The sequence below is a fragment of the Pedobacter sp. SAFR-022 genome (genome assembly GCF_051965375.1).
GTDB lineage: Bacteria > Bacteroidota > Bacteroidia > Sphingobacteriales > Sphingobacteriaceae > Pedobacter.
Genome location: NZ_JBQCME010000001.1, coordinates 1276172 through 1299598, shown reverse-complemented (window position 1 = coordinate 1299598; position 23427 = coordinate 1276172). Strand labels below are relative to the sequence as shown.

The 23427-nt window shown below is 45.1% G+C and carries 19 protein-coding genes and 1 pseudogene; 6 read left to right on the top strand and 14 right to left on the bottom strand.

What is annotated here, in order from left to right:
- The first annotated feature begins 66 nt into the window (after positions 1 to 66).
- Together nagB and ACTHQF_RS05680 are read left to right on the top strand one after the other, a co-directional pair.
- Complete coding sequence (nagB, locus tag ACTHQF_RS05685) at positions 67 to 1986, top strand: glucosamine-6-phosphate deaminase (protein ID WP_440428948.1); 1920 nt, start codon at positions 67 to 69, stop codon at positions 1984 to 1986.
- Between the two features lie 9 nt (positions 1987 to 1995).
- Positions 1996 to 2685: pseudogene (locus ACTHQF_RS05680) on the top strand (acyltransferase family protein); the annotation flags it as partial.
- A gap of 309 nt (positions 2686 to 2994) precedes the next feature.
- Here ACTHQF_RS05680 and ACTHQF_RS05675 read toward each other — a convergent pair.
- Entirely contained in the window at positions 2995 to 4671 is a 1677-nt protein-coding gene (locus ACTHQF_RS05675) for a glycoside hydrolase family 10 protein (protein ID WP_440428947.1), read from the bottom strand.
- 196 nt (positions 4672 to 4867) lie between these two features.
- Between ACTHQF_RS05675 and ACTHQF_RS05670 the strand changes: the two genes are divergently transcribed.
- On the top strand, positions 4868 to 5776 hold the full coding sequence (locus ACTHQF_RS05670) for a hypothetical protein (RefSeq protein ID WP_440428946.1): 909 nt from the start codon (positions 4868 to 4870) through the stop codon (positions 5774 to 5776).
- A 2-nt stretch (positions 5777 to 5778) separates the two neighbouring features.
- Here the strand turns inward: ACTHQF_RS05670 and ACTHQF_RS05665 are convergent, their stop codons facing one another.
- The 4 genes from ACTHQF_RS05665 to ACTHQF_RS05650 all read right to left on the bottom strand — a co-directional run bounded on the left by ACTHQF_RS05665 (position 5779) and on the right by ACTHQF_RS05650 (position 11467).
- Positions 5779 to 9423 (bottom strand): ATP-binding protein, encoded by a 3645-nt coding sequence (locus tag ACTHQF_RS05665; protein ID WP_440428945.1) that lies wholly within the window; start codon positions 9421 to 9423, stop codon positions 5779 to 5781.
- A gap of 100 nt (positions 9424 to 9523) precedes the next feature.
- Entirely contained in the window at positions 9524 to 10399 is an 876-nt protein-coding gene (gene fabD / locus ACTHQF_RS05660) for an ACP S-malonyltransferase (RefSeq protein WP_440428944.1), read from the bottom strand.
- Positions 10400 to 10409: 10 nt separating this feature from the next.
- A complete protein-coding gene (gene folE, locus ACTHQF_RS05655; protein ID WP_440428943.1) occupies positions 10410 to 11045 on the bottom strand; it encodes a GTP cyclohydrolase I FolE in 636 nt (211 codons plus the stop codon).
- An 11-nt stretch (positions 11046 to 11056) separates the two neighbouring features.
- Positions 11057 to 11467: a 6-pyruvoyl trahydropterin synthase family protein gene (locus ACTHQF_RS05650; protein WP_440428942.1), complete on the bottom strand. Its 411-nt coding sequence runs from the start codon at positions 11465 to 11467 to the stop codon at positions 11057 to 11059.
- Positions 11468 to 11532: 65 nt separating this feature from the next.
- Here ACTHQF_RS05650 and mqnB point away from each other — a divergent pair, with 65 nt between their 5' ends.
- Together mqnB and ACTHQF_RS05640 are read left to right on the top strand one after the other, a co-directional pair.
- On the top strand, positions 11533 to 12180 hold the full coding sequence (mqnB, locus tag ACTHQF_RS05645; protein WP_440428941.1) for a futalosine hydrolase: 648 nt from the start codon (positions 11533 to 11535) through the stop codon (positions 12178 to 12180).
- A 19-nt stretch (positions 12181 to 12199) separates the two neighbouring features.
- The gene (locus ACTHQF_RS05640) at positions 12200 to 13045 is read left to right on the top strand and encodes a menaquinone biosynthesis family protein (RefSeq protein WP_440428940.1); all 846 of its coding nucleotides are present in this window, start codon (positions 12200 to 12202) and stop codon (positions 13043 to 13045) included.
- Between the two features lie 2 nt (positions 13046 to 13047).
- Here the strand turns inward: ACTHQF_RS05640 and ACTHQF_RS05635 are convergent, their stop codons facing one another.
- The 7 genes from ACTHQF_RS05635 to ACTHQF_RS05605 form a co-directional block, all read right to left on the bottom strand.
- Positions 13048 to 13428, bottom strand: coding sequence for a hypothetical protein (locus ACTHQF_RS05635; protein WP_440428939.1), 381 nt, complete (start codon positions 13426 to 13428; stop codon positions 13048 to 13050).
- Positions 13429 to 13474: 46 nt separating this feature from the next.
- The gene (locus tag ACTHQF_RS05630) at positions 13475 to 14698 is read right to left on the bottom strand and encodes an ABC transporter permease (RefSeq protein ID WP_440428938.1); all 1224 of its coding nucleotides are present in this window, start codon (positions 14696 to 14698) and stop codon (positions 13475 to 13477) included.
- Between the two features lie 11 nt (positions 14699 to 14709).
- Positions 14710 to 15348 carry an MBL fold metallo-hydrolase gene (locus ACTHQF_RS05625; protein ID WP_440428937.1) on the bottom strand — a complete coding sequence of 213 codons (639 nt, stop codon included), beginning with the start codon at positions 15346 to 15348 and terminating at the stop codon, positions 14710 to 14712.
- Between the two features lie 4 nt (positions 15349 to 15352).
- Positions 15353 to 15943: a gliding motility lipoprotein GldD gene (gene gldD, locus ACTHQF_RS05620; protein ID WP_440428936.1), complete on the bottom strand. Its 591-nt coding sequence runs from the start codon at positions 15941 to 15943 to the stop codon at positions 15353 to 15355.
- A gap of 2 nt (positions 15944 to 15945) precedes the next feature.
- Positions 15946 to 16689, bottom strand: coding sequence for a shikimate dehydrogenase family protein (locus ACTHQF_RS05615; protein ID WP_440428935.1), 744 nt, complete (start codon positions 16687 to 16689; stop codon positions 15946 to 15948).
- 44 nt (positions 16690 to 16733) lie between these two features.
- Positions 16734 to 17501, bottom strand: coding sequence for a phosphosulfolactate synthase (locus tag ACTHQF_RS05610; RefSeq protein WP_440428934.1), 768 nt, complete (start codon positions 17499 to 17501; stop codon positions 16734 to 16736).
- 65 nt (positions 17502 to 17566) lie between these two features.
- The gene (locus tag ACTHQF_RS05605) at positions 17567 to 18970 is read right to left on the bottom strand and encodes a tetratricopeptide repeat protein (RefSeq protein WP_440428933.1); all 1404 of its coding nucleotides are present in this window, start codon (positions 18968 to 18970) and stop codon (positions 17567 to 17569) included.
- A gap of 336 nt (positions 18971 to 19306) precedes the next feature.
- Between ACTHQF_RS05605 and amaB the strand changes: the two genes are divergently transcribed.
- Complete coding sequence (amaB, locus tag ACTHQF_RS05600) at positions 19307 to 20842, top strand: L-piperidine-6-carboxylate dehydrogenase (protein ID WP_440428932.1); 1536 nt, start codon at positions 19307 to 19309, stop codon at positions 20840 to 20842.
- A 1-nt stretch (position 20843) separates the two neighbouring features.
- On the opposite strand, the gene ACTHQF_RS05595 is transcribed toward amaB, so the two are convergent.
- Together ACTHQF_RS05595 and ACTHQF_RS05590 are read right to left on the bottom strand one after the other, a co-directional pair.
- Complete coding sequence (locus ACTHQF_RS05595; RefSeq protein WP_440428931.1) at positions 20844 to 22412, bottom strand: ABC transporter permease/substrate-binding protein; 1569 nt, start codon at positions 22410 to 22412, stop codon at positions 20844 to 20846.
- A gap of 1 nt (position 22413) precedes the next feature.
- Entirely contained in the window at positions 22414 to 23385 is a 972-nt protein-coding gene (locus tag ACTHQF_RS05590; RefSeq protein WP_440428930.1) for an ABC transporter ATP-binding protein, read from the bottom strand.
- Between the last annotated feature and the right edge of the window lie 42 nt (positions 23386 to 23427).

The following is a 23427-nucleotide window of genomic DNA, read 5'->3' as shown; positions in this document are numbered from 1 at the left end:
TTCCATTAAAGCGATCAGAGTAGCTATATTTACTGCTCCGAACCAATTTTTTTAAAACACCTAACAATGGCTAGATTAAATCTATTAGAAGAAACGCGCTTTGAAAAGCTGCCTGTAACTGTATTTGATAACCCGAAGCAGGCATCCATCAAAGTGGCACAAAGAATTGCAGACCTGATTCGCAGAAAGCAGGGCGAAAATGCGATGGCGGTCTTGGGACTTGCAACGGGGGCAACGCCGGTTGGCGTTTATGCAGAGTTGGTGCGTATGCATAAAGAAGAAGGCTTGAGCTTTAAAAACGTCATCACTTTTAACCTTGATGAGTATTACCCAATGCAGCCTGATGCTGATCAAAGCTATGTTTCATTTATGAACAAGCAGTTATTTGATCACGTTGACATTGATAGAAATAACATTAACATCCCTGATGGGACACTTAAACTGGAGGACATTCCTGCATTTTGCCTTGACTACGAGAAAAAGATTGCTGACGCTGGTGGCTTGGATATCCAGATCCTGGGTATTGGTAGAACAGGTCACATCGGTTTTAATGAGCCTGGTTCGGCGCCAAACTCAGGAACGCGATTGGTAACCCTGGATGATCTGACCCGTAAAGATGCTGCACGTGATTTTGGAGGGAAATCTTTCGTACCAACCAAAGCCATTACCATGGGTATTGGTACGATCTTTCATGCCAGGGAAATTATCCTTATGGCCTGGAACGGTAAAAAAGCACCAATCATTAAAAAAGCGGTTGAAGGGGAAATGTCTGGCGACGTACCAGCAACCTACCTTCAGCTGTCTGACAACGTGGAGTTTATCGTTGACACAGAAGCGGCAAGCCTGTTAACGCGCTTTGATACGCCATGGTTGGTTAAGGACTGTGTGTGGGATGAGATGCTTACGCGTAAGGCGGTGATCTGGCTGGCAAACACCTTGAACAAGCCAGTTCTAAAACTTACGGAAGACGACTACAATAACCACGGTATGGCGCAACTGGCCCTTGAAAAAGGACCGGTATACAACATCAACATTCATATTTTCAACAAACTGCAGCATACCATTACGGGCTGGCCGGGCGGAAAACCCCATGCAGACGATTCACAACGCCCGGAACGTGCAGAACCTTCAAAGAAGCGCGTACTGATCTTTTCACCACACCCAGATGATGATGTGATCTCCATGGGCGGTACCTTCATCCGTCTGGTAGATCAACAGCATGACGTACACGTGGCTTACCAGACTTCGGGTAATACCGCTGTATGGGATGATGATGCTTTAAGATTTGTAGAATTCAGCATTGACTTCGCTAAAAAAATGGGCTTTGACGCTGCACCATCGGAAAAACTTTACGAGGATATGCGCAACTTCCTGGAAGTAAAAAGACCAAACCAGGTAGACACCAAAGAAATTCAGACCGTAAAAGGATTGATCCGTAAAGGTGAAGCTATTGCCGGTGCGAGATACTGCGGCCTGGAGGACGACCACATTCACTTTATGGCCCTTCCATTCTATGAGAGTGGCAAAAGTCAGAAAAACCCGGTGACCACCGAGGATGTGCGCCGCACCATTGAACTGTTACAGCAGGTTAAACCACACCAGGTTTTTGCAGCCGGTGATTTCGAAGATCCACATGGTACACACATCGTATGCTTCAACATCATCCTGGATGCCTTGGCAGAACTTCGCAAAACAGAAGCCTGGGCACAGGATTGCTGGTTATGGATGTACAGAGGTGCATGGCATGAGTTCGAGACCCATGAGATCGAAATGGCCGTACCACTTAGCCCTCAAGAGGTAGAACGTAAGAAATACGCCATCTTCAAACACCAGTCACAAAAAGACCGTGCTGTTTTCCCTGGTGATGATGAACGGGAGTTCTGGAAGCGAGCTGAAGACCGCAACCGGGAGACCGCACGCCGCTACGACGAGCTTGGCCTTGCAGAATACGAAGCCATGGAAGCATTCGTTCGCTGGAAGTTTTAATGATACTTGATGGAAAAATCTAATCAGCGCCTACTTTCACTCGACGTTTTCAGAGGAGCCACGGTAGCAGCAATGATCCTGGTAAACAATCCGGGTGACTGGGGACATATCTACGCACCGCTGGAACATGCTTCCTGGCATGGATGTACGCCAACTGATCTGATTTTTCCATTCTTCTTATTTATTGTCGGCGTATCCATTACATACGCCATGTCTTCAAAGAAAGCAGATCCACAAGCCCATACCAGAACAATCCTGAAAGCTGCAAAAAGAGCAGCCATATTGTTTGGTTTGGGCTTGTTTCTATCACTGTACCCAAAGATCTTCACGGAGCCCTTGAACGCGCTCGCTCAGGTCCGTATACCGGGCGTGCTGCAGCGGATCGCGGTGGTCTTTCTGATATCCAGCATCATCTTTCTTAAGAACACGGAACGGAACATCATGCGGATCACAGGCAGTATACTTGTCCTGTATTGGATCATCATGACCTTTATTCCGGTACCTGGAACCGGATTTGCCAATTTGGAGAAAGAGACGAATATGGCGGCATGGATAGACCGGAGCATCCTCACAGAAGCACACCTCTGGAAATCTGCGAAAACCTGGGACCCGGAGGGCATGCTCAGCACCTTACCAGCAATTGCTTCGGGATTGATCGGTGTGCTTGTTGGTTCCTTTTTACGAAGAAGAGATCTTGAAGATGGTTACAAGATCTCCTGGCTTTTCAGCACAGGATTAATGTTGTTTATCGGCGGGATGATCTGGGCACTACAGTTTCCGTTGAACAAATCCCTTTGGACCAGTTCCTTTGTGCTGTACACCGGAGGTCTGGCGACCATGATCCTTTCCTTTTGTTACTGGATCATCGATGTAAATAGATACCAGCGTTACACCCTGCCCTTTGTGGTATACGGAAAGAATGCCATAACAGTATTCTTCCTTTCCGGCTTATTGCCAAGAACGATGAATATGATAAAGGTAAGCAACGCCGAGGGCACAGTATCAGGCTTACAATCCTTTCTCTACACCAACTTCTTCAGCACGAACTTCAGCCCCATTAACGCTTCCCTTGCCTGGGCCATTGCCCAGATCTGTTTTTGGTTTGCCATCCTCTACATCATGTACAGAAAGAACATCTTTATCAAAGTTTGAGGCCCGGGCTTCGATGCCTACCGGTCCGCTGGGATCACTTTCATTCTTAAGCCTGTCTAATGCAGTTACCAGGTAGTTGTAACGTTTGTTCTTTTCTACTTCCGTATCCAGGAACATGGTATAATCTTCGAAACTGATCTTGATAATATTCTTTGGGTCCAGGATAGAGATTTGCTCACCTTCCTCAAACCGGTAGATCACGTAACCGGAGGCAGTTTCCCCATCGCTGGCTGCAGTAGGTGCCTCCCACTTTAACTGCACACCTGTTGGGGTAGCCGTGGCCGCAAAACTTCTTGGTGCATTAGGCACAACATCATCCAGCCATGGCATCTGCGGAGGCAGGGCCGGGTATTTGTAAAGGCTCAGGCGAAGCGAATCTCCTGCGGCTCGTGCAATCGTAGAGAAAGATTTAGAACTGAAAAATACACTGCCCTGAACCCGGTTATTGTCGCGGATGTATCTGACCTGATCTGGAATTTGCTCCGGTAAACGCCAGGCAGCTTCAGCTTTCTGGTTAACCAGGTACGCCGCTTGCCCGATGTAAAGGTGTCTTCCGTAAGTATTGTTACTCCACCAGTCTACCAAAGTACCAAATGGTGCCGCCTTGCGGGTAAAGGAGAAATAGATCTGTGGATTGATGTAATCCACCCAGCCTTCTTTGATCCATCTACGAGAATCTGCAAACAAGGCGCTATAGTTCGACAAACCTTTGGTTTCGGAGCCCTCAGCATCTTCGTGGTTATTCCGCCAGATGCCGAATGGACTGATCCCAAACTTTACATGCTTTTTATAATGATGAATGCTGTCTGATAATTCCTTGATCAGCACATCGACATTGTTCCTGCGCCAGTCGTTAATATTTTTGATCCCATTGTTGTATTGCGCGAAGGTTTGCTCATCATTGATCTTCTGGCCTGCTACGGGATAGGGGTAAAAGTAATCATCAAAGTGAACACCATCGATATCATATCCTTTAACCACATCCAGAATGACCTGCACAATGTGTTCCCGTACTTCAGGTTTGCCTGGATCAAACTGCTTTTTGCCTGCGTAGGTAAAGAACCATTCCGGTTTTTTGCGGGTCATGTGATCTGGGCTCACAACTTCGTTGGCACTCATTGTAGCACGATAAGGATTGAACCAGGCATGAAGTTCCATGCCACGGAAATGCGCCTCCTTGATGGCGAATTCTAAGGGATCATATCCTGCAGCTGGTGCCAATCCTTGTTTCCCCATGAGCCACTTACTCCATGGCTCGCGTGATTTCGCGTAAAAAGCGTCGGCAGCGGGTCTAACCTGCAATACAACGGCATTCATGCCGTTACCTTTATGGTACTCGAGCAAGGCAATCAGTTCCTGTTTTTGCTGATCCACGCTCAGTCCAGCTCTTGATGGCCAGTCGATGTTTGTAACAGTTGCAACCCATATACCCCGAAACTCACGTTTTGGATTTATTTTTGATGTAGTCTGTGCCAGAATGGGCGTACTTATAAGGAGTGCAATGAGAATTGCATAAATTTTATTTTTAGGCATTCTTAAGTTCTTACTGATGTGTATTTGTGTGAATAACAGTATGCAAAAGTACTTGCTAAGTAACCATTTAAACGAATTTATTTAAAGTCTCATACAATCAAAAGCTGGTTTTAACCAATATTATCAACTTTTGTAGTATGTTAGATTTTTGAAAAACAAGCTTCAACCAGCACTTAGCATTATTATTTAAGATAAAATGTCTGAACAAAATACCAAGATTAATAAGGGTGATCGAAATAAGATCTTTTTTCTGACCATTGCCATTGTTGCTTTATTGGGTAGTAATGTTTACTTATATTTTAAAGATAAGCATGAGAATGAACGGTTTGTAACCGTCAACACCGAGAAAGACCGGCTTAAGCTGGAAGTGGAAAAGATAGAAGTTGAATTGGATAAGGTCAGTGCAATTAACCTGCAGCTGAATGAAAAGCTGATCAAAGAGCAGGACCTCGCAAGAATTAAAATTGCAGAACTTAAAGCCGCATTGGAAAAGGGCAAGCTTACACAAGGTGAACTGACCCTTGCACAAAAGCAGATCAAAGAACTCAAAGAATTTGTCTATAACTATAATGAAGAAATTGTAAGACTGGGCAAGGAAAACCTCAAGTTGAAGAATGTTCGAGACAGCTTACAGAAATCCGTTGATCAGATTAACGAAAAGGCGGAGCTGCTGGCACAGAACAACCAGGAGTTGAATGCTCTGGTTAAAACAAGCGCGGCCTTGAAAGCTGCCAATGTAAACATCCAGGCGTTCCGGGTTAAAAACAATGGCAAAAGCGTTAGTACAAACAGCGCATCGTCAGCGAAGAAGCTACAGATCGACTTCAATGTTGTACCGAACCAACTTGCCAAAAAGGACTACCACCAAATCTATTTAAGGGTTTTTGATCCGGCGGGAAATCTCCTTGCCAATGAAAACAACATGTTTGAAGCTGATGGTCAGGAAATGCAATATAGTGACATGATCACGATTTCTTTCAATGACGATAGTACAGCTTACAGTATGCAATGGGTTAATCCTAAAGAATTCGTCAAGGGGACCTACGCCATTATCCTTTATGCCGATGGCTTTATAATGGGTAAAGGATCAATCGACCTTAATTAACATTACACGACTGGAAAGCGTAAATAAAAGGTCGTACCCTCATTAATAACCGAGCTGAAGGTTACACTGCCTCCTGCATTTTCAACCGCCTGTTTTACGAACGCAAGTCCTAACCCCGTACCCGAAGAGGTTGTGGTAAAATTTGGAACGAAGATCCGGTCCTGGAGCGCAAGGTCTATTCCTTTAGCGTTGTCCGCAACCTCAATCACCAGATCGCTGGCATCAATAAAGATCTTCACGTAAATCAAACAATGAACCGCATTGGCAGAAGCAGCCTCAATCGCATTTTTGAACAGGTTGTTAAATGAGCGGCTCAGCTGGCCTTTATCGCCCCAGATTAAAACATGATGATCTACCTGATTATCGATGATAATTTCGGTAGCCTCCGCATTGCCATACATCCTTTTGCTTTCTTCGATAATCGGCAGCACCTGCAGCTTCTCCAGCTTCGTATCGGGCATCTTGGCAAAGTTCGAGAATTCCGAAGCTATGGTTGACAAGCTGTCGATCTGTTCGATAAACGACTTGTTGAAGCGGTCGAACTTTGTGTCGAAATTCGGATCCTGTTCCTTCCATGAGCGCTCCAGCAACTGTACCCCCAGTTTTAATGGTGTGAGTGGATTTTTGATCTCATGCGCAATTTGCTTGGCCATCTCGCGCCAGGCATGCTCCCGTTCCGAACGTGCCAACTTCCGTGCACTCTCCTCCAGGGCAGCGATCATCTTGTTGTACTCCTTGATGAGTGCGCCGATTTCATCGTGCCGCGACCAGACGATGGGTTTATTGATCTGGCCCAGTTTAGTTTTACGGATACTCTCCTGAATGAAGGTTAGTGGACTGGTGATTTGATTCGCAAGGAATACTGCAAGGACGCCAATGGCCACAAATACCAGTGCATAGATATTGATCAGCGTATTTACGAAGAGGCTGATCTTGCTTTGATAATCTGATTCGTTGCCATAATTAGGCAAGCCGATATAAGCAACGGTTCTATTCTGATGATCACGGATTGGTGCATAAGCAGAGGAATAAGTAAAGTCGCCAATACGCTCTGATGGATTCAGGAATTCGGAACGTTGTAACTCATGCAGGTAGATATAAGCGTTTGAGGCCATTTTTTTACCAATCAGTCCATTTTCGTAGATGTTTGGCAAAGAACTGAACAACAAGTCGCCCTCTACGTTGAACAGGTTCAGGTAGGCTGCATTCATATCCGCGAATTGATTGAAATCTACCACCGACTGCGTGTTGACCTCCGGTAAGCCCACATCAGCAATTTGCTTCTCAAAAGAGATTTGAATCTTACGAATGCGTTCCCGCATCAGCTCATCCTGCTGCTTACGATACTCTGCACTGATGTAAAAGTAAGTCGTCCAGCCAACGATTAGCAGGGTTGCCACCACAGATAGAATAATAGAAAACTGAATACGCGTCTTATAAAGGATCTTATTTGCGTTGATCATTAAAGAGCGGTTGATGTTAAACCAACCGGTCCAGCTTTCATCAATGTTCTTGACCAGCCAGATCAGAATATACAGCGCCGCCGAGAAGATGATAAAAACCAGAAAAAAGAAGGATAGGGTTGCCAAATGCATGACCGCTCCAATGTTTTCTTTACTGATAATGATGAGTTTCGAAGCCCCAGGACGGTAAACCAAATGGTTGAAACCATCCTCATCATTGATGTAGGTGGGATTTGAACTGATCGAATAAGCTGCAGCAGAAAGCTTGTAGGTATAAGGCCCGGACTGCCGGAACAATTTACCATTGTTGTAAAAAGCAAAAGAATAATCCTTGTCGGTCTCATCCCTCGAGGTACGCCCTTCCACCAGAAGTTCAGGGAATTTGCTGTAGTAGTTGTACTGCTGAGATTTCAATTCAATCAGCAAAGTCCCGATGAGGCGCTGTTCATTAAAAACGGGAATGATACCAAAGTAATTTTCAAAGCCAAAAGGATCGTTCAAGCGGTAGAAATAGGTCGAGACCTTAACAGATCCAGAACGAACCAGGTTGCGGTAATAACTTAATTTGTTTGGAACGGTATCAGTTGCAGCATCCTGACTGCCATATTCCAGCACCGTGTTTTCAAACTGTGTGAGATAGCCATCCAGGAACTTCTGATTGATGTACTTGTCCAAGGCGGATTGTTGCTTCTCTTTGAGCGAAACAAAGCGTTCAGCAACATACTTGTCGGATGTGACGCCCTCTTCCAGCGTCTTTATTGCCATCAGCACTTTTGGATCGTCCGTGTAATGCAATCGCTGGGCGATGGTTAAGCGCATTGTTTGCTCGCGCTTGCTGTTATATTCCAGGTATTTAATGGCTGAAATGAAAGCCAGGCAGAAGAACATCAACGAATAGATGTACACATAAAATCGTGCCTGCTGCAGGTAAATGTTCCAACCGAGCAAGAAAACAAAGAAACAGTAAGCAACAAAAAAGATTGCAAAGCCGAGATTTAGGTAACCGATCAAAAAGGCACAGGCGATAGCAGTAAAGATCAGCAATCGCTGCTTGTTGCTTACTTGCAGCTGTTTGCTTAGGCTCATCAGAATATAGCCCAGGATAAAGGCATTAAACCAGACCAGGCAAAGAATGATGATGCTGATCCAGCTAAGCCAGCCGAGGCCAACAATATTGGTAATCTCGAAATTGATCTTCGAGTTGATGATCAGGCCATAAACGATGTGATCAAAGAGAAATCCAATACCCACGAATATCAACATTAATACCACGTGCAATGCTATACCAGCAGCCTTGCTACGCTTTAAACGTTCAGGAAGCACATACTGATCTTTGTAAGTATAGGCGAATAACACCACCCAGGTAATGGCGATCACGTTCAACAGGAAATCTCCAAGGGAGGGCAGCACATAACTCTCGCCATAAACCTTTGGATCGAACAGTTGGAAGTTGAACTGGTGGTTAAACCAACCGAATTCCAGATCCGTTACCCGTAAGATCAGGAAGAACAAGGTGATCAGCAGGGTACCGAGCAACAGCTTACCCGAGCGCACCAGCAATGCACAAAGGGAGTTCACAAACAGGCAGAAGCTAAATAAGCCGATGATCCACAGCCAGACCTCCAGGTTGGAAAAGATCGTATCTACGTAGCCAGGCACCAGTTTAACCACAAACAAAAGATTGCCACTATGATCGTTGATGCCATGCACCTCGGTATCATTGAAGCTTGCCAGCGTAAGCGACTTTGAGTCCGTCAAAGTCGGCACGAAGTTGTTGCTCAGGTACTTATTAGTGAACTTGTATTGGTTTTTAACCTCGATTAGAAAGACGATGGTGAAATTACCCCTGGTTTTCTTGATTACTTCCGCCCAGCCATTTGGAAACTGGTGGAAAGAATTTCCCTCCCGAAGTCGTACAACTTCGGAGGGAAAAGTCTTGAATGAACTCCAGAATAGAAGTTCATTGTTTTGAAAGGTCAGCACCTGGATGCCTTTGGTCTTAAAACGCTGAATAAACTCCAGCGCATAATCCTCATTCAGGTGATATGCCTGCGCTTTTTTCAGCTCAGCAGGATCATTTAGAAAATTATAGACCATGTGTTCCCTTACAGCTAAATTCTCCTGTAAGATGGAGGCCTCATGGTCCAGCAGGTCTTTTTTTGAAATTGAATGTTTCAGCGACACTGCAGTAGCTATACAGCACAGGCTTAAAATCAGTAACAGAAACCTTATTTTCGCACCTATACTCATAACTTGTTCTTTACGGGCGGGCCCGTATTTATGATTAGTCTGCGGAGTTGGTCACTGCCGCTCTGTTCACCTTTTTAACCAATCCTTGTAACACATTTCCTGGTCCTACTTCAGTGAATTCAGTTGCACCGTCAGCAAGCATCTGTTCAATGGTTTGTGTCCATTTTACCGCACCGGTAAGCTGGGTGATCAGGTTAGCCTTGATCTGATCCGGATCAGTATTCGGACGTGGATCTACGTTTTGGTATATCGGGCAGATCGGGCTCATGATGGTGGTATGCTCGATTGCCTGTTGAAGCTCTACCCTGGCAGGCTCCATTAGCGGGGAGTGGAAAGCACCGCCAACATTCAACTTCAAAGCCCTTTTAGCACCTGCTTCAGTCAATTTTGTACATGCCAGATCAATACCCTCGATGCTGCCGGAAATTACCAGCTGACCCGGGCAGTTATAGTTTGCCGGTACAACCACTTCGTCGATTTCCGCACAAATGCGCTCTACAACATCATCTGCAAGACCTAAGATTGCGGCCATGGTAGAGGGCTGCAACTCACATGCACGCTGCATGGCGTTTGCTCTGGCCATCACCAGTCTAAGGCCATCTTCAAATTTCAAAGCAGAAGCCGCTACAAGTGCAGAAAACTCACCCAAAGAGTGACCAGCAACCATATCAGGCTTAAAATTATCTTTTAAGGACAGTGCAAGGATAACCGAATGCAGGAAAATCGCCGGTTGGGTAACATTGGTTTGTTTCAACGCTTCATCGCTACCTTCGAACATGATGTCGCTGATGCGGAAGCCCATTATTTCATTCGCCTGCTCAAACAGGTCTTTAGAAGAAGGATCTTGATATAATGCTTTGCCCATGCCAGAGAATTGTGCACCCTGACCTGGAAATATGTATGCTTTCATTCAATAAATTTTAATGTAAACCTGCTGTAATCAACCTCAAAAACTCTGCCCTGGTGGTCTCATTCTTGAAATGTCCGGTAAATGCGGAAGTTGTAGTCACGGAGTTTTGCTTCTGAACACCGCGCATAGACATGCACAGGTGCTTGCACTCGATCACCACAGCAACACCTGCAGGATTCAGTGTAGATTGGATACAATCCCTGATTTCATTAGTTAATCGCTCCTGTACCTGCAACCGACGGGCATAGGCGTCAACTACTCTTGGAATTTTACTTAAGCCTACAATATGGCCGTTTGGAATATAGGCAATGTGTGCCTTGCCAAAAAATGGCAACATGTGGTGCTCGCACATGGAGAAGATTTCAATGTCTTTAACGACAACCATTTGTGAATAATCCTCTTTGAACATGGCTGAGCGAAGGATTTCCTCCGGTTTGGTATCGTAACCATGGGTCAGAAACTGAAGTGCTTTTGCAACGCGTTCCGGTGTTTTCACCAGTCCTTCACGTTGTGGATCCTCTCCAATCTGCTCTAGAATGTCTTTATAATGGGAAGCAATAGAATCAATTCTACCTTGATTATACCTGTCAATTTTAACGTATCCTTCGTTTTCTTCTTCCGTAAAATCTTGTGTGTGTTTGTCCATTTGTTGTGTGCTTAACCGAAGTATTCTACAAAGTTGTTTTCGGTCTCATAAATTTTTATGCAGTGAAGGCTGGCGTTGGCAGCCTCAATGTGCGGTAATAAAATATCCCAGATGGCAATCGCCAGGTTCTCTGTAGAGGCAAGTTTACCAGCCATAAAATCTACATCCAGATTTAAGTTCCTATGGTCTATCTTATCCACCACATACGTGTTCATAACCTCCTTAAGCCATTTCAGGTCTACCAGGAAGCCCGTTTCCGGGTTTACCTCCCCTTTTACCGTTACGAAAAGTTCGTAGTTATGTCCGTGCCAGTTTGGGTTAGAGCACTTGCCAAAAACCGCCAGGTTCTTGTCATCAGACCAATCCTGACGGGATAATTTATGAGCAGCATTAAAATTTGCTTTGCGTGTAATATAAATCATTTCTTGTGAATAGATTACAAATATACGCAGAAACCATTAAGTAGAAAGTTCTTTACCTTAGCAATATGAAAACATTACTGGTTGCAGCCACCGGGTTTGAAATCAAAAACGTACTGAAACACTTTAACTTAGGTGCCGAAAACTATGTCGAAACACCAACTTTTGATGTGCTGATAACTGGCGTTGGCATGACAGCAACCGCCTTTGCACTGGGGCAACACCTATTGCCAGGAAAATACGGACAAGTGCTAAATCTCGGCATTGCAGGGAGCTTCAGCCCCGAGTTTCCACCAGGTACGATTGTTCAGGTTTGCACAGATATCTTCGCAGAATTGGGCGCCGAGGATGGACAGCAGTTCCTTCCAATACAGACCCTGGGCTTCGGCGAAAGCAGTTACACAGCCATACCGCCGCTGCAGCCGTTAGATCCGCCATTGAGCACCGTAAAAGGGATCACCGTGAACAAAGTTCATGGGCATCAACCCAGCATTGATGCCCTGAAAGCGCGACTGTCGCCAGACATTGAAACCATGGAAGGTGCTGCTGTGATTTACGCCTGCAACCAGATACAGATTCCCTGCATCCAGGTGCGGGCGATATCAAACTTCGTAGAACCCCGAAATAGAGAAAACTGGAAGATTGAACTGGCTATTGAAAACCTCAATAATTGGGCAATCCGGTTTTTGACAAAGGATCAACGTATCCTGTTCTGATTGTATTTATTTTTACCACATGAAACTAAGCCTTGGATTCTCCCCCTGCCCAAATGACACCTTCATTTTTGATGCCTTAATACACCACAAGATCGATACCGAAGGCCTTGAATTCGAAGTGTTTTTTGATGATGTGGAGACCCTTAATCAAAAGGCCTTGAACGGCATACTAGACATCTCCAAGCTTAGCTTCCACGCTTTTGCGCACGTGGCGGAAAAGTATGCCCTGCTGGATTCCGGTAGTGCCCTGGGCTTTGGTGTAGGGCCCTTACTGATCTGCAAGGACGAACGCTTTCTTGATCCAGAAAATCTTGGGAAACTGAATCCAACCATTGCGATACCTGGTGTACTCACCACAGCTAATTTCCTGCTTGGTATTGCTTATCCCAATCTGCAGAATAAGGTATTGAAAGTATTTTCAGACATTGAAAACTCATTGCTTACCGGCGAGATTGATCTGGGCCTGATCATACACGAGAACAGGTTCACGTATGCGGAAAAAGGCTTGAAGAAGATTGTTGACCTTGGTAGCTTCTGGGAAGACTTAACCGGCTGTGCAATTCCTTTAGGGGGTATTGTAATTAACCGGAATATTGACCTGGAAGTACAGCATAAGGTTAACCGCGTATTAAAAAGATCTGTGGAGTTCGCGTTTGCAAACCCCAAATCAGGTCTCGACTTCATTCGTGCACATGCACAGGAAATGGAAGAGTCCGTGATGTACAAACATATTGAACTTTATGTAAACCAATATTCGCTGGATCTTGGCACTGAAGGCCGCAAAGCGATAGATATCTTATTCAAGATGGCTACGGAGAAAGGACTTATTCCTGAAATCAACAAGAACCTGTATCTAAATTCTTAAGCCTACTGGTTGCAGGGGCCATCAGGGATCTCCTTGGTCATCTTCAGGAGCTTGGTAACAACCATCGTAGAATCATAGTCAGCAGTAACGGTAAGGCTGTCTGACTTTACGACTTTACATTCCACTTCAATATACACGGGTTCGTAAGGCTTTTCGAAATTCATGTTACTGTAGGCAAGTTCCAATGTATTGGCGCTGTCAACAACCCAGTACTCTCTGGCTTCATCGCAGTCGGTAAAGGAGCGAATTTCTGGTCCATAGCTATACAACCCTTTAACTATCCTGGCCTTTTCTTGCTTTTTACCTGCAGAATTGGAATTACATGCAGCAAACAAGGTTAACAGCAGCAGCAACAGCGATAATTGTTTAACTATTTTCATCATTTCTTATTTATGTTTTTGCAATGAAGCGATCCTAATCCATTCATGATTAAAGATCCTTATTCATTTCATTAATCTTTTTAACACTTAAGCGGGCCGAAAGCGCTGATGCTACAAAAGAGAACAAACTTACGGTAAAAAAAACAAGCAGAAAGTCCGTCCATTTAAAAGCGATCGGATAAGCATTGAATGCAACATTCGACATTTTTATAAATCCGTATTTCTGCTGAAGCAGGCAAAAGATAAAGCCAATAATAAGGCCTAATATACAACCTGCCATGGTAATCATCATTCCTTCAAATAAAAATATCTGCTTGATGAATGCCTTCCCGGCACCCAGGCTCCTCAGAATGGCAATGTCCTTCAGCTTGTCCAGCACCAGCATGGTTAAAGACCCGATGATGTTGAAGATGGCAATGATCAGAATGAAAGTTAATATGATGTAAACTGCCCACTTTTCAGTACCCAGGATATTATAGAGCACAACATTCTGCTCAATCCTGTTCTTAACGGTAAAGTGTTCACCGATCTCTGACTCTATCTGATCCTTAAACTCATCAGCATCAAAGCCAGGCTTTAAGTTGATTTCGATGGACGATATCTCTTTCTCCTCACCTAGTAACTCGCGGGCAAAATCAAGCGGCACAATGGTCATGTTATCAAAGTCCTGCTGAACCTCAAATATCCCGGAAACCGGCAAGGATTTAATGATCAGGTCCTGCCCTGGTATCACGCTGGCTGTGGTCACCCCCTTCTTTGGCGAATAGATTTGCAAAGGCGTGAACGGATCGTTGGTATTCACCATCAGGTAGTTCTGGATGGCGGAGCCAATAACGGCATTTGCTCCGGCATCATTACGGAGTACAAACTTGCCCTGCACGGTTATGCTATCCAGGCTTGGATTTTTCAAGTAGTCTGCACTAACACCCTTTACCAGGCTCACGCTCTGCCTTTTATCATATACCAGCAATGCGTTTTCCGCCAGCACTTCAGTATAGGAGTAAATATCCTTGTTGGTCTTTAAGTTGTTGAAGTAGCTTGTATTAGGTTCAAAGGTCTTACCCATTTTCGGTGTAATCACCAGGTGGGGCGTAACCGTATTGAACATCTTCAACACCACCTCTTCAAAGCCATTGAATACAGAAAGTATTATAATCAGCGCCGCACTGCCTACGAATACACCCACCACCGAGATCGTGGAGATGATGTTGATGGCATTGGTAGACTTCTTTGCAAAAAGGTACCTGCGGGCAATATAAAAGGGTGTATTCAAGCTCGAACAGATTAAGTTAAGAATGGATTGTGCTTCATCTCAAATCCAATCGTAGTCGACTTACCATGCCCAGGAAACACCTTGGTCTCTGCCGGTAGGATAAATAAATTCTCCCTGATGCTGCTCAGTAACTGCTCATGGTTTCCACCGGGAAGGTCCGTACGGCCGATGCTTTGATAGAATAGCACATCTCCGCCGATAAGGATGTTATCCGCTTCAGAATAGAAACACAAGTGCGCAGGAGAATGCCCCGGTGCAAAGATTAAGGTCAATTTGTTGTTCCCGAAGGTGATTTCACCGCTTTCAGGCAAATAGCTTTCTGGCTCGGGCGACAGTTCGTAGCGCATCCCCATCTGCGGCGCATAGCCGGGAATAGCTTGCAGCACAGCCAATTCACCTTGATGGAACTGGGGTTTCAGGCCCCATTGATCGAACACGAATTTATTGCCAAATACATGGTCAATATGGCAATGCGTATTTAAAAGTGCTACAGGCCTTAGTTCCGCCGCGGTGATAAATTGCACGAGTTCATTTTGCTCTGCACCATCATACATGCCCGGATCAATAATCACACATTCACCCGTTTCATCAAACAAAACGTAGGTGTTTTCCTGATAGGCATTAAATGTAAACTGTTTAATATTGATCATGAGCTTATTTGTTGTTGTTCCACTTGAATGTTTCAATCATTACATCGATGTCCTTCTTCAAAAAGTTAATCACAGGCTGAATGGAATCATACTGTGGCCTTTCATTAAAGTATAATGCACCTCTAAAATAATGGTTTGTGCTATCGGTTAAGAAAAACTGAACCGATGAAGCGGTATTGCCATCTATAGCATAATACACGCCATAAACCTTTTTATCTGGATAATTGATGAACTTCTGGTCGATGGCATTTGCTTTAACGGTATGTTTAAAGGCAAGTTCCCTTGCGTACTCTACCAGGCGGTTGAAATCTTCTTTAGAATCTATCTTATGGTAGGTCATGTGCAGCCTGCCATTAAATCGTTCAAACACCAAGTTTTTCCAGCATGGCTGCGCTGCTTTGTCCAGATCAGGTTCTACTTTTCCATACACTGGATAGTCGAAGCTGTATGCACATTCGCTAGTATAATGGTGATAGGCTTTCTTCGGAAGTTCTATATTAAAATACCCCCTGGGCTTTGGTGTAACCGGGTCATTCCCGGAACAAGCACTGAGCAGGAGCAGTACAAACGACAGATAGAACAGGGCTCTTTTCATATTTATGCTGTCCAGATGGTCCAGGCGCGTTCCGCCTGCAGATGTAACATGTCTAAGCCATTCTTGGTTTTAGCGCCCTGCGCTTTAGCACGCTGGAGAAATTCAGTTACTTCAGGATTATATACCAGGTCGTACGCTAAATGTTCTGAAGTTATAAACTGGTAGGGAATGTCTGGACAGGACTCCACATCCGGATAAGTGCCGAGTGGTGTCGTGTTGATCAGGATCTTGGATGACGTAATAATTGATTCATCTAAATCCCCGTACGTTAAACAACCCGCCTGAGGTCTGCGTAGCACGGATGTATAAGCGATGTTTAGCTGCTCCAGCACATACTTAACGGCCTTTGCAGCGCCACCGTCACCAAAGATCAATGCCTGTTTATGCTGGGATCCCAAAAGCGGTTTTAAAGAAGCTTCAAATCCAAAAGCATCCGTATTGTAGCCTTTAATGAAGCGTTTACCATCAAGATCGCTGATGTGCAAAGTATTTACCGCGCCGATGTAGGCCGCAGCGGCATCAAGCTCATCTACGAAATCAAGCACGGCAATTTTATAAGGTATGGTAACATTCAGACCTGCGATCTGTGAGTGATCTGTCAATAGCGTTTCTAACTGCGCAATGCGCTCTATGGGATACAACTCATATGCGCAATCCACTATGCCTTCCCGCGCAAACTTTTCCGAAAAATACTTCTTGGAGAAAGAGTGTGTAAGGGGAAAGCCTATCAAACCAAATAATTTCATTCTGTTACCCTCAAGCGAGCGCAGCAAGGCTGCCTCTGAATGTATTATTTAATTGAATTTAAGAAATAGTCGAAGGTATCACCTCTCAATCCTAAGCGTATCGTTTCCAAGGGAATCACTTCTGCCGGCGCAATGTTTCCGAGGTTCACATTCGTACCGATCAGCTTGATAAACCAAACCTGTTGCTCCTTTTGAGGTGCTTCCCAGATGATGGTTTCTTCAGGGATTTCAGTAAGGATCTCGTCAACCAAGCCCTCTCTAACCTCTCCCGAATCACGGTAAATACCTACATTCCCACCCTCACGAGCTTCAGCAATGACTTTCCAGCTGCCCGCTTCAATCTCCGCTTTCATCAGTTTGATCCATTTATACGGTGCAAAGATCTTCTTTGCATCTTTAGAACCAACCTCCGAAATTACGGTCACCTGTTCCGCAAGCTTGCTGATGTAATTACATTTTTCATCATGTTCAATAGTGATTGAACCGTCAGAAACCTCTGCATACTCCATTCCGAACTCCTCAAGCACACGGCGATAGTCGTCAAACTGATTCCTGATCACAAAGGCTTCAAACAAGGTACCTCCAAAGTAGACAGGGATTCCAGCGCTGCGATATATAGCCAGTTTTTCTTTAAGATTCGGGGTAACAAAAGATGTTGCCCAACCTAATTTTACAATATCTGTATGTACGCCGGCTACATCAATAAAGTCTTCAACTTGTCTCAAACTTAAGCCTTTATCCATGACCATGGTAAGACCTTTTTGACGCGGTTTCACCGGGCGTTCCGGTATATTATTTAATTGGTAATTCATATATGCTGCAAAGGTTATAAAAAAATCAGAAGTTCTGCTTACGAATTCTGCTTAGCACATCACTCTTATCTCATAAATTTATTAATTACTTCCAAAATCAGCCCATTTTCCTGAAGCTGTGGTAAGTATTCAAATAAGATATAATGTTTATCGGGATCGGTAACCAATGCCGTCTCCAGATAGATCAGCGCTTCATCAGATTCCCCTAAAGCGAACAGATAAGCAACCATGCGGTAGTATAATTCAGCAGCATCCGGATTATTTTTAATCGCCTCAGAAATGGTATCTGCAGCTTCCCTTAATTTGCCCAGTTCATACAACAAGGTGGAATAATCTAACCATGCTTCTACGTCTATGGGATTAAACTCAATTACTTTTTCGTAAGCCTCAGCTGATTGATCCATCTGTCCGAGCTTGTAGTAGGCATCCGCCATGGCAAACCAGAAATCAGGATTTTCCTCATCAAGCTCAATCGCTTTCTTATAGAAATGGAGGGACTCAAAATAACGTTCTTCGAAATTTAAGGTCACGCCAATACCAAACCAGGCATCAGCCATCGTGCTATCCATCTTTACAGACTTCTTGTAGTAAGCACGTGCTTCATCCATGCGCTCCAGCTTCTCGTAACATTCACCGATCGCACAATACGTATCAGCATCAGGTTTTTCATATTCAAAAGTCTGCTTGTACACCTCGATGGCTTCTGCGAATTTATCCAATTGCACCAAAGCATTACCCTTATTGTAATATGCAGAAGCAAAATCGTCCTTGATCAGGATTGCATAATCATAAGCATCAATGGCCTTTTCAAATAAATCCAGTTTATGGTAGGAATTAGCCAGGTTGTACCATGCAGCATAGGAATATGGATCCTTGTCAATATACTCTTGGTAGAACTTGATACTTTCCTCCTGCTTATCGAGAATATCGTAGCAGAAAGCCAGTTCATAAAGACCATCTTTGTTTTCCATGTTCTGCTCCAGGCTGCGCTTGATGTACACGATGGCGGATTCATAATCCATCATCTTTTCATACACAAACGCGATCTGCAGCAGGATCTCATCCGTAGAATCGGCCATTTCCAGCGCTTTCTGGTAATTGTCCAACGCTTCGTTGTACCTTTTCAGGCTGGCATAGATGTTTCCGCGGACTACGTAGATCTCCGGCTCGGAGGCTTCCAGCATCTCTGCCTTCTCCAAAGCCTGGAAAGCAAGCTCAAGCTGTTCTGTCGCAACATATAAATGTGCCTGTTTTACATTGAAAACCGCCGCATAAGGATGCTGGTTCAATGCATATTCTGTCACCTGCAAAGCTTTTACAGGATCGTTTTTCTCTATATAATAGTCGATGATATTTTCAAAAGCATGGGCATCAAAAAAATATTGATCCTGGTTCCTCAACATCTCCTCATAACGTTCTACGGAACGTTGCGCATCATCACTAAAATCAAAATTAAAATCCTCTTCCATCGTACTAATTAATTAAAAGAACAGCTCAACGTAATTAATATAACTATTAAGTTGACGTTTGCAGAACAGAATGCTTATATAATTTTCAACAAAAACCCGGTTTAGGGCTAACCTATTGATAATGAAAGGCAAGAAATTGAATGGGAAATTTACTTCCAGCATAGATAAGCCCGGTCTGGGCGGTTCGATTATAAATACAAAGTAACAAAACTTCATCAACAACCTGGTAAAATTCCGGTCATGAAAACCGCACAGGAATAACAATGTTACCCGAATTATGTGTGTTCCTGTATTAAATATATTTTTTGTCTATTTGTGTAGATAAAGATTATAGCTATGCAAATCAACATCAAAAGCATTCTCGACCAACTAGGCATCCAGGACACCAATCCATCATATAGCACCGGCAGTGTCTGGGGTAAACCTGAAGGCACTACCATCGACAGCCTCTCTCCGGTTGACGGGCAGAAAATTGCCAGCGTAGTTACGGCCACCGAACAGGATTATGAGACCGTACTAGAGCAGGCAACTGCTGCCGCTGCATACTGGAAGGCTGTGCCAGCACCACGAAGAGGTGAAATTGTACGTCAATTCGGCGATGCGCTTCGCAGGAACAAAACCAACCTCGGCACACTGGTGTCCTACGAAATGGGCAAAAGCCTGCAGGAAGGATTGGGCGAGGTGCAGGAGATGATCGACATCTGCGACTTTGCCTTGGGGCAGTCCCGACAGCTCTATGGCTTAACCATGCACTCTGAACGTCCTGCGCACCGCATGTACGAGCAGTGGCACCCTTTAGGTATCGTCGGGATCATCTCTGCTTTTAACTTTCCTGTTGCGGTTTGGAGCTGGAACACGGCACTGGCCTTGGTTTGTGGAAACGTTTGTATCTGGAAGCCCTCTTCAAAAACTCCGGTTTGCGCCATTGCCTGTCAGCATATCCTGGCCACAGTGCTGAAAGAAAATAACTTGCCTGAAGGTATCAGCAACCTGTTGATTGGCAATGCTGTCGGCGACAAGATCAACCATGATCCACGCATCAACCTGGTATCCTTCACGGGATCAACGCGCGTGGGCCGGATCGTCGCCACTGCCGTAGCAGGGAGGTTCGGAAAATCTATCCTGGAACTTGGAGGCAATAACGCCATCATCATCTCCAAAGATGCGGACCTTGATATGTCCGTCATCGGCGCGGTATTTGGCGCTGTAGGTACCGCGGGTCAACGTTGCACCTCTACCCGCCGCCTCATCATCCATGAAGATATCTACGATACCTTCAAAGAAAGATTAGTTGCCGCATACGGACAGTTGCGCATCGGCAACCCACTGGACGAAAGTTACCATGTAGGACCGCTGATTGACACGGCAGCTGTCGATGGCTACCTGGAAGCAATTGAAAGAGCCAAAGAAGAAGGTGCCAGATTCCTGGTGGAAGGCGGTCGTTTAGAAGGCGAAGCCTATACCTCTGGATGTTACGTAACACCCTGCGTGGCCGAAGTCGAAAACCACTACAAGATCGTGCAGGAAGAGACCTTTGCACCAATTCTTTACCTGATCAAATACAAAACCCTAGATGAAGCGATTGCTTTACAGAATGGAGTACCGCAAGGTTTATCATCTGCGATCATGACCTTAAACCTACGTGAAGCCGAGCAGTTCTTATCTGCCGCTGGATCAGACTGCGGGATTGCCAATGTGAACATCGGCACTTCAGGAGCAGAAATCGGTGGTGCTTTCGGTGGAGAGAAAGAGACTGGTGGTGGCCGTGAGAGCGGCTCCGACGCCTGGAAAGGTTATATGCGCCGGCAAACGAATACCATCAATTACTCGAACACCTTGCCACTGGCACAAGGGATCAAGTTTAACATTTAGCTTATTTTTGACGATCTAGATAGTTTTTCAGGTCTGTTATGCTTTTCAGCTTATAGGCCAGCGCATCCTTCCGCCGCATCATCAACGCATAGGTGTTATTAAAACCCATTGGCTTCAGCCAGGTTAAACCGTAACGAGCTTCGAACTGTGTCTGTACATAGCTAAAGACCTCTTCGGGGCTCGATATCATACTTTGCACCACCGCAGCAGGTGGCTGCAGGATCACCAGAAAACCAGTTCCTGTATATTCGGGATAAAGGTCAATCTGATGATTCGTAAGCGCGTCGAAGCAAATCTTAGTGCCCCCTAAACCGGTCTTTGTTTCTACGCGAAGGTCAGTATTGCCCTCTATTAACATCCTGTAGATCTCAGTCAGGATATACTGCTCTCCGAAGATCTTACAGCCAATGCGTATGGTTGCCTTATTCCCGTTTGTCGGTGGTTGATAAAGGTTCTGGCTGACTAGAAACTCTTTAGCCACGCCTGCCGGACTGCGTTTTAAGATATCCGTCTGGTAGTTCATCGCCGTCATCGCAGAATCAGTGATCTTTCCGGCAATCAGATTAAGTGCCACCGCCAACTCCGGATAGCGCTTGAGTAGATCAGAGCGCACCAGTGGCGCTGCATAATACGGCGGAAAAATGGTCTGATCATCCTGCAAGGTAATCAGGTCGTAAGCCTTCAACCGCCCGTCGGTACTATAACCGCCGATGACATCCAGCTTATTCTCATAAAGTGCCTCATACATCACCGCATCATTAATGACAACTGAAGATATATTCAAATTATAGCGGGATTTCAGGCCAAGATATCCATCCAGTCTACCCATAAATTCCGGTTCAAATCCGGCCAGTAGACTTGTACGTGTAACCGGAGCAAGTTGAAAGCAGGCCATTAACAGCAAAATAAGGGGAAACATCAGACTCCACTTACGTATACCTGCGGGTTTTCGCTGCTGTATCCTGCCAAGCAGAAAATCGAATAATATCGCCAGCAGCGCAGCGGGTATCGCTCCCGCTAAGATCATGTTTGTATTATTCAGGGCAATACCCCCAAAGATGAATTCACCTAATCCACCTCCGGCAATATAGGCCGCAAGTGTAGCAACCCCCACGTTAATCACAGTTGCCGTACGTACGCCAGCAAGAATCACCGGCATGGCGAGCGGGATTTCAACTTTAAACAGGATTTGCTTGTCGGTCATGCCCATCCCCTTTGCGGCATCCCGGACTGCCTCGTCTATTCCGGTGATGCCGGTATAGGTATTCCTGATGATGGGCAGTAAAGCATACAAGAACAAAACAACGATCGCGGGCAAGGTGCCAATGCCAAACAATGGGATCATAAAACCCAGGAGTGCCACACTTGGAATGGTTTGCATCACTGAAGTCATCCCTAGTACCGGCGCGGCAAGGTTTCTCTTCCTGGCAATCAAGATTGCTAGTGGAAAACCAATGATCACCGCCAGAAGCAAGGAGGTACAGGTCAGGCCAATATGCGTAATGGTCTGATCCAGAATTTTCTCCCACTGCAAGGTCAGGAACTGCCAGAGACTTTGTTGTTCGTTCATGTTAGTTTTCCTTAAGCTGCTTTATTGCCTTGAAGATGTCCTGTAGCGTGATTGTTTTCGCTTCATTCCCCATCTGAACAGTTGCCGATTGAACATCCCCGGCAGTTAAGCTTTGCATCAGGGTCCACAAACTATCGGTCGGCCCGGGCTTTCCAGCTCCGGAAGCTCCTTCATACCCTAGCCCTTTTCCGGGAGTAGGGACTAAGTTGCCCCAAATATCTTTAACCCGGAGTGCTTTCATTTCGAGGAGAAGCCGCTCTATACCAAAGAAATCACGTACAAAATCATTTGCGGGTTTAAAGAGCAATTCAGCAGGTCTTCCAATTTGCTGAACTTGTCCTCGATCCAACAGGCAAATCCTGTCTCCAAGTTCAAAAGCCTCTTCGATGTCGTGTGTAACCATGATAATAGTTTTCTGATTCAGTTCATCCAGACCAATAAACTCCTTCCGGATTCGCGTTCTGGTCACTGGATCGAGCGATCCGAAAGGTTCATCCATCAACAGAATTGGCGGATTAGAGGCCAATGCTCGTGCGAGTCCTACGCGTTGTTGTTGTCCACCACTGAGTTCAGCAGGGTACCGCTGCGCATGACCGTCCGGATCAAGATGTAACTTCAGCATCAACTCCCTCGTCCTGGCCTTGATTCGGGTTTTTTCCCAGCCTAGTAACTGCGGCACAATGCCGATATTCTCAGCAACTGTATAATGTGGAAATAGTCCATTATTCTGCAGCACGTAGCCGATAGACCTGCGGAGCTCTTCTGCCGGCAATGCTAAGGCGTTTTGTGCATTGATAAAGATCTCGCCACTAGAAGGTTCTACCAGACGGTTGATCATTCTCAAGGTTGTCGTTTTGCCCGAGCCACTGGTCCCAAGCAAGATCAAGGTCTCTCCTTTTTTAACTTCGAAGGATATTTTCTGCACGGCAGCAGTTTGCTGGAAGTATTTGCTTAAACCTTTTACAACGATCATTTTAAGTAAGTTGTTGATGTGCCAGTATCCTTCTAAAGATAC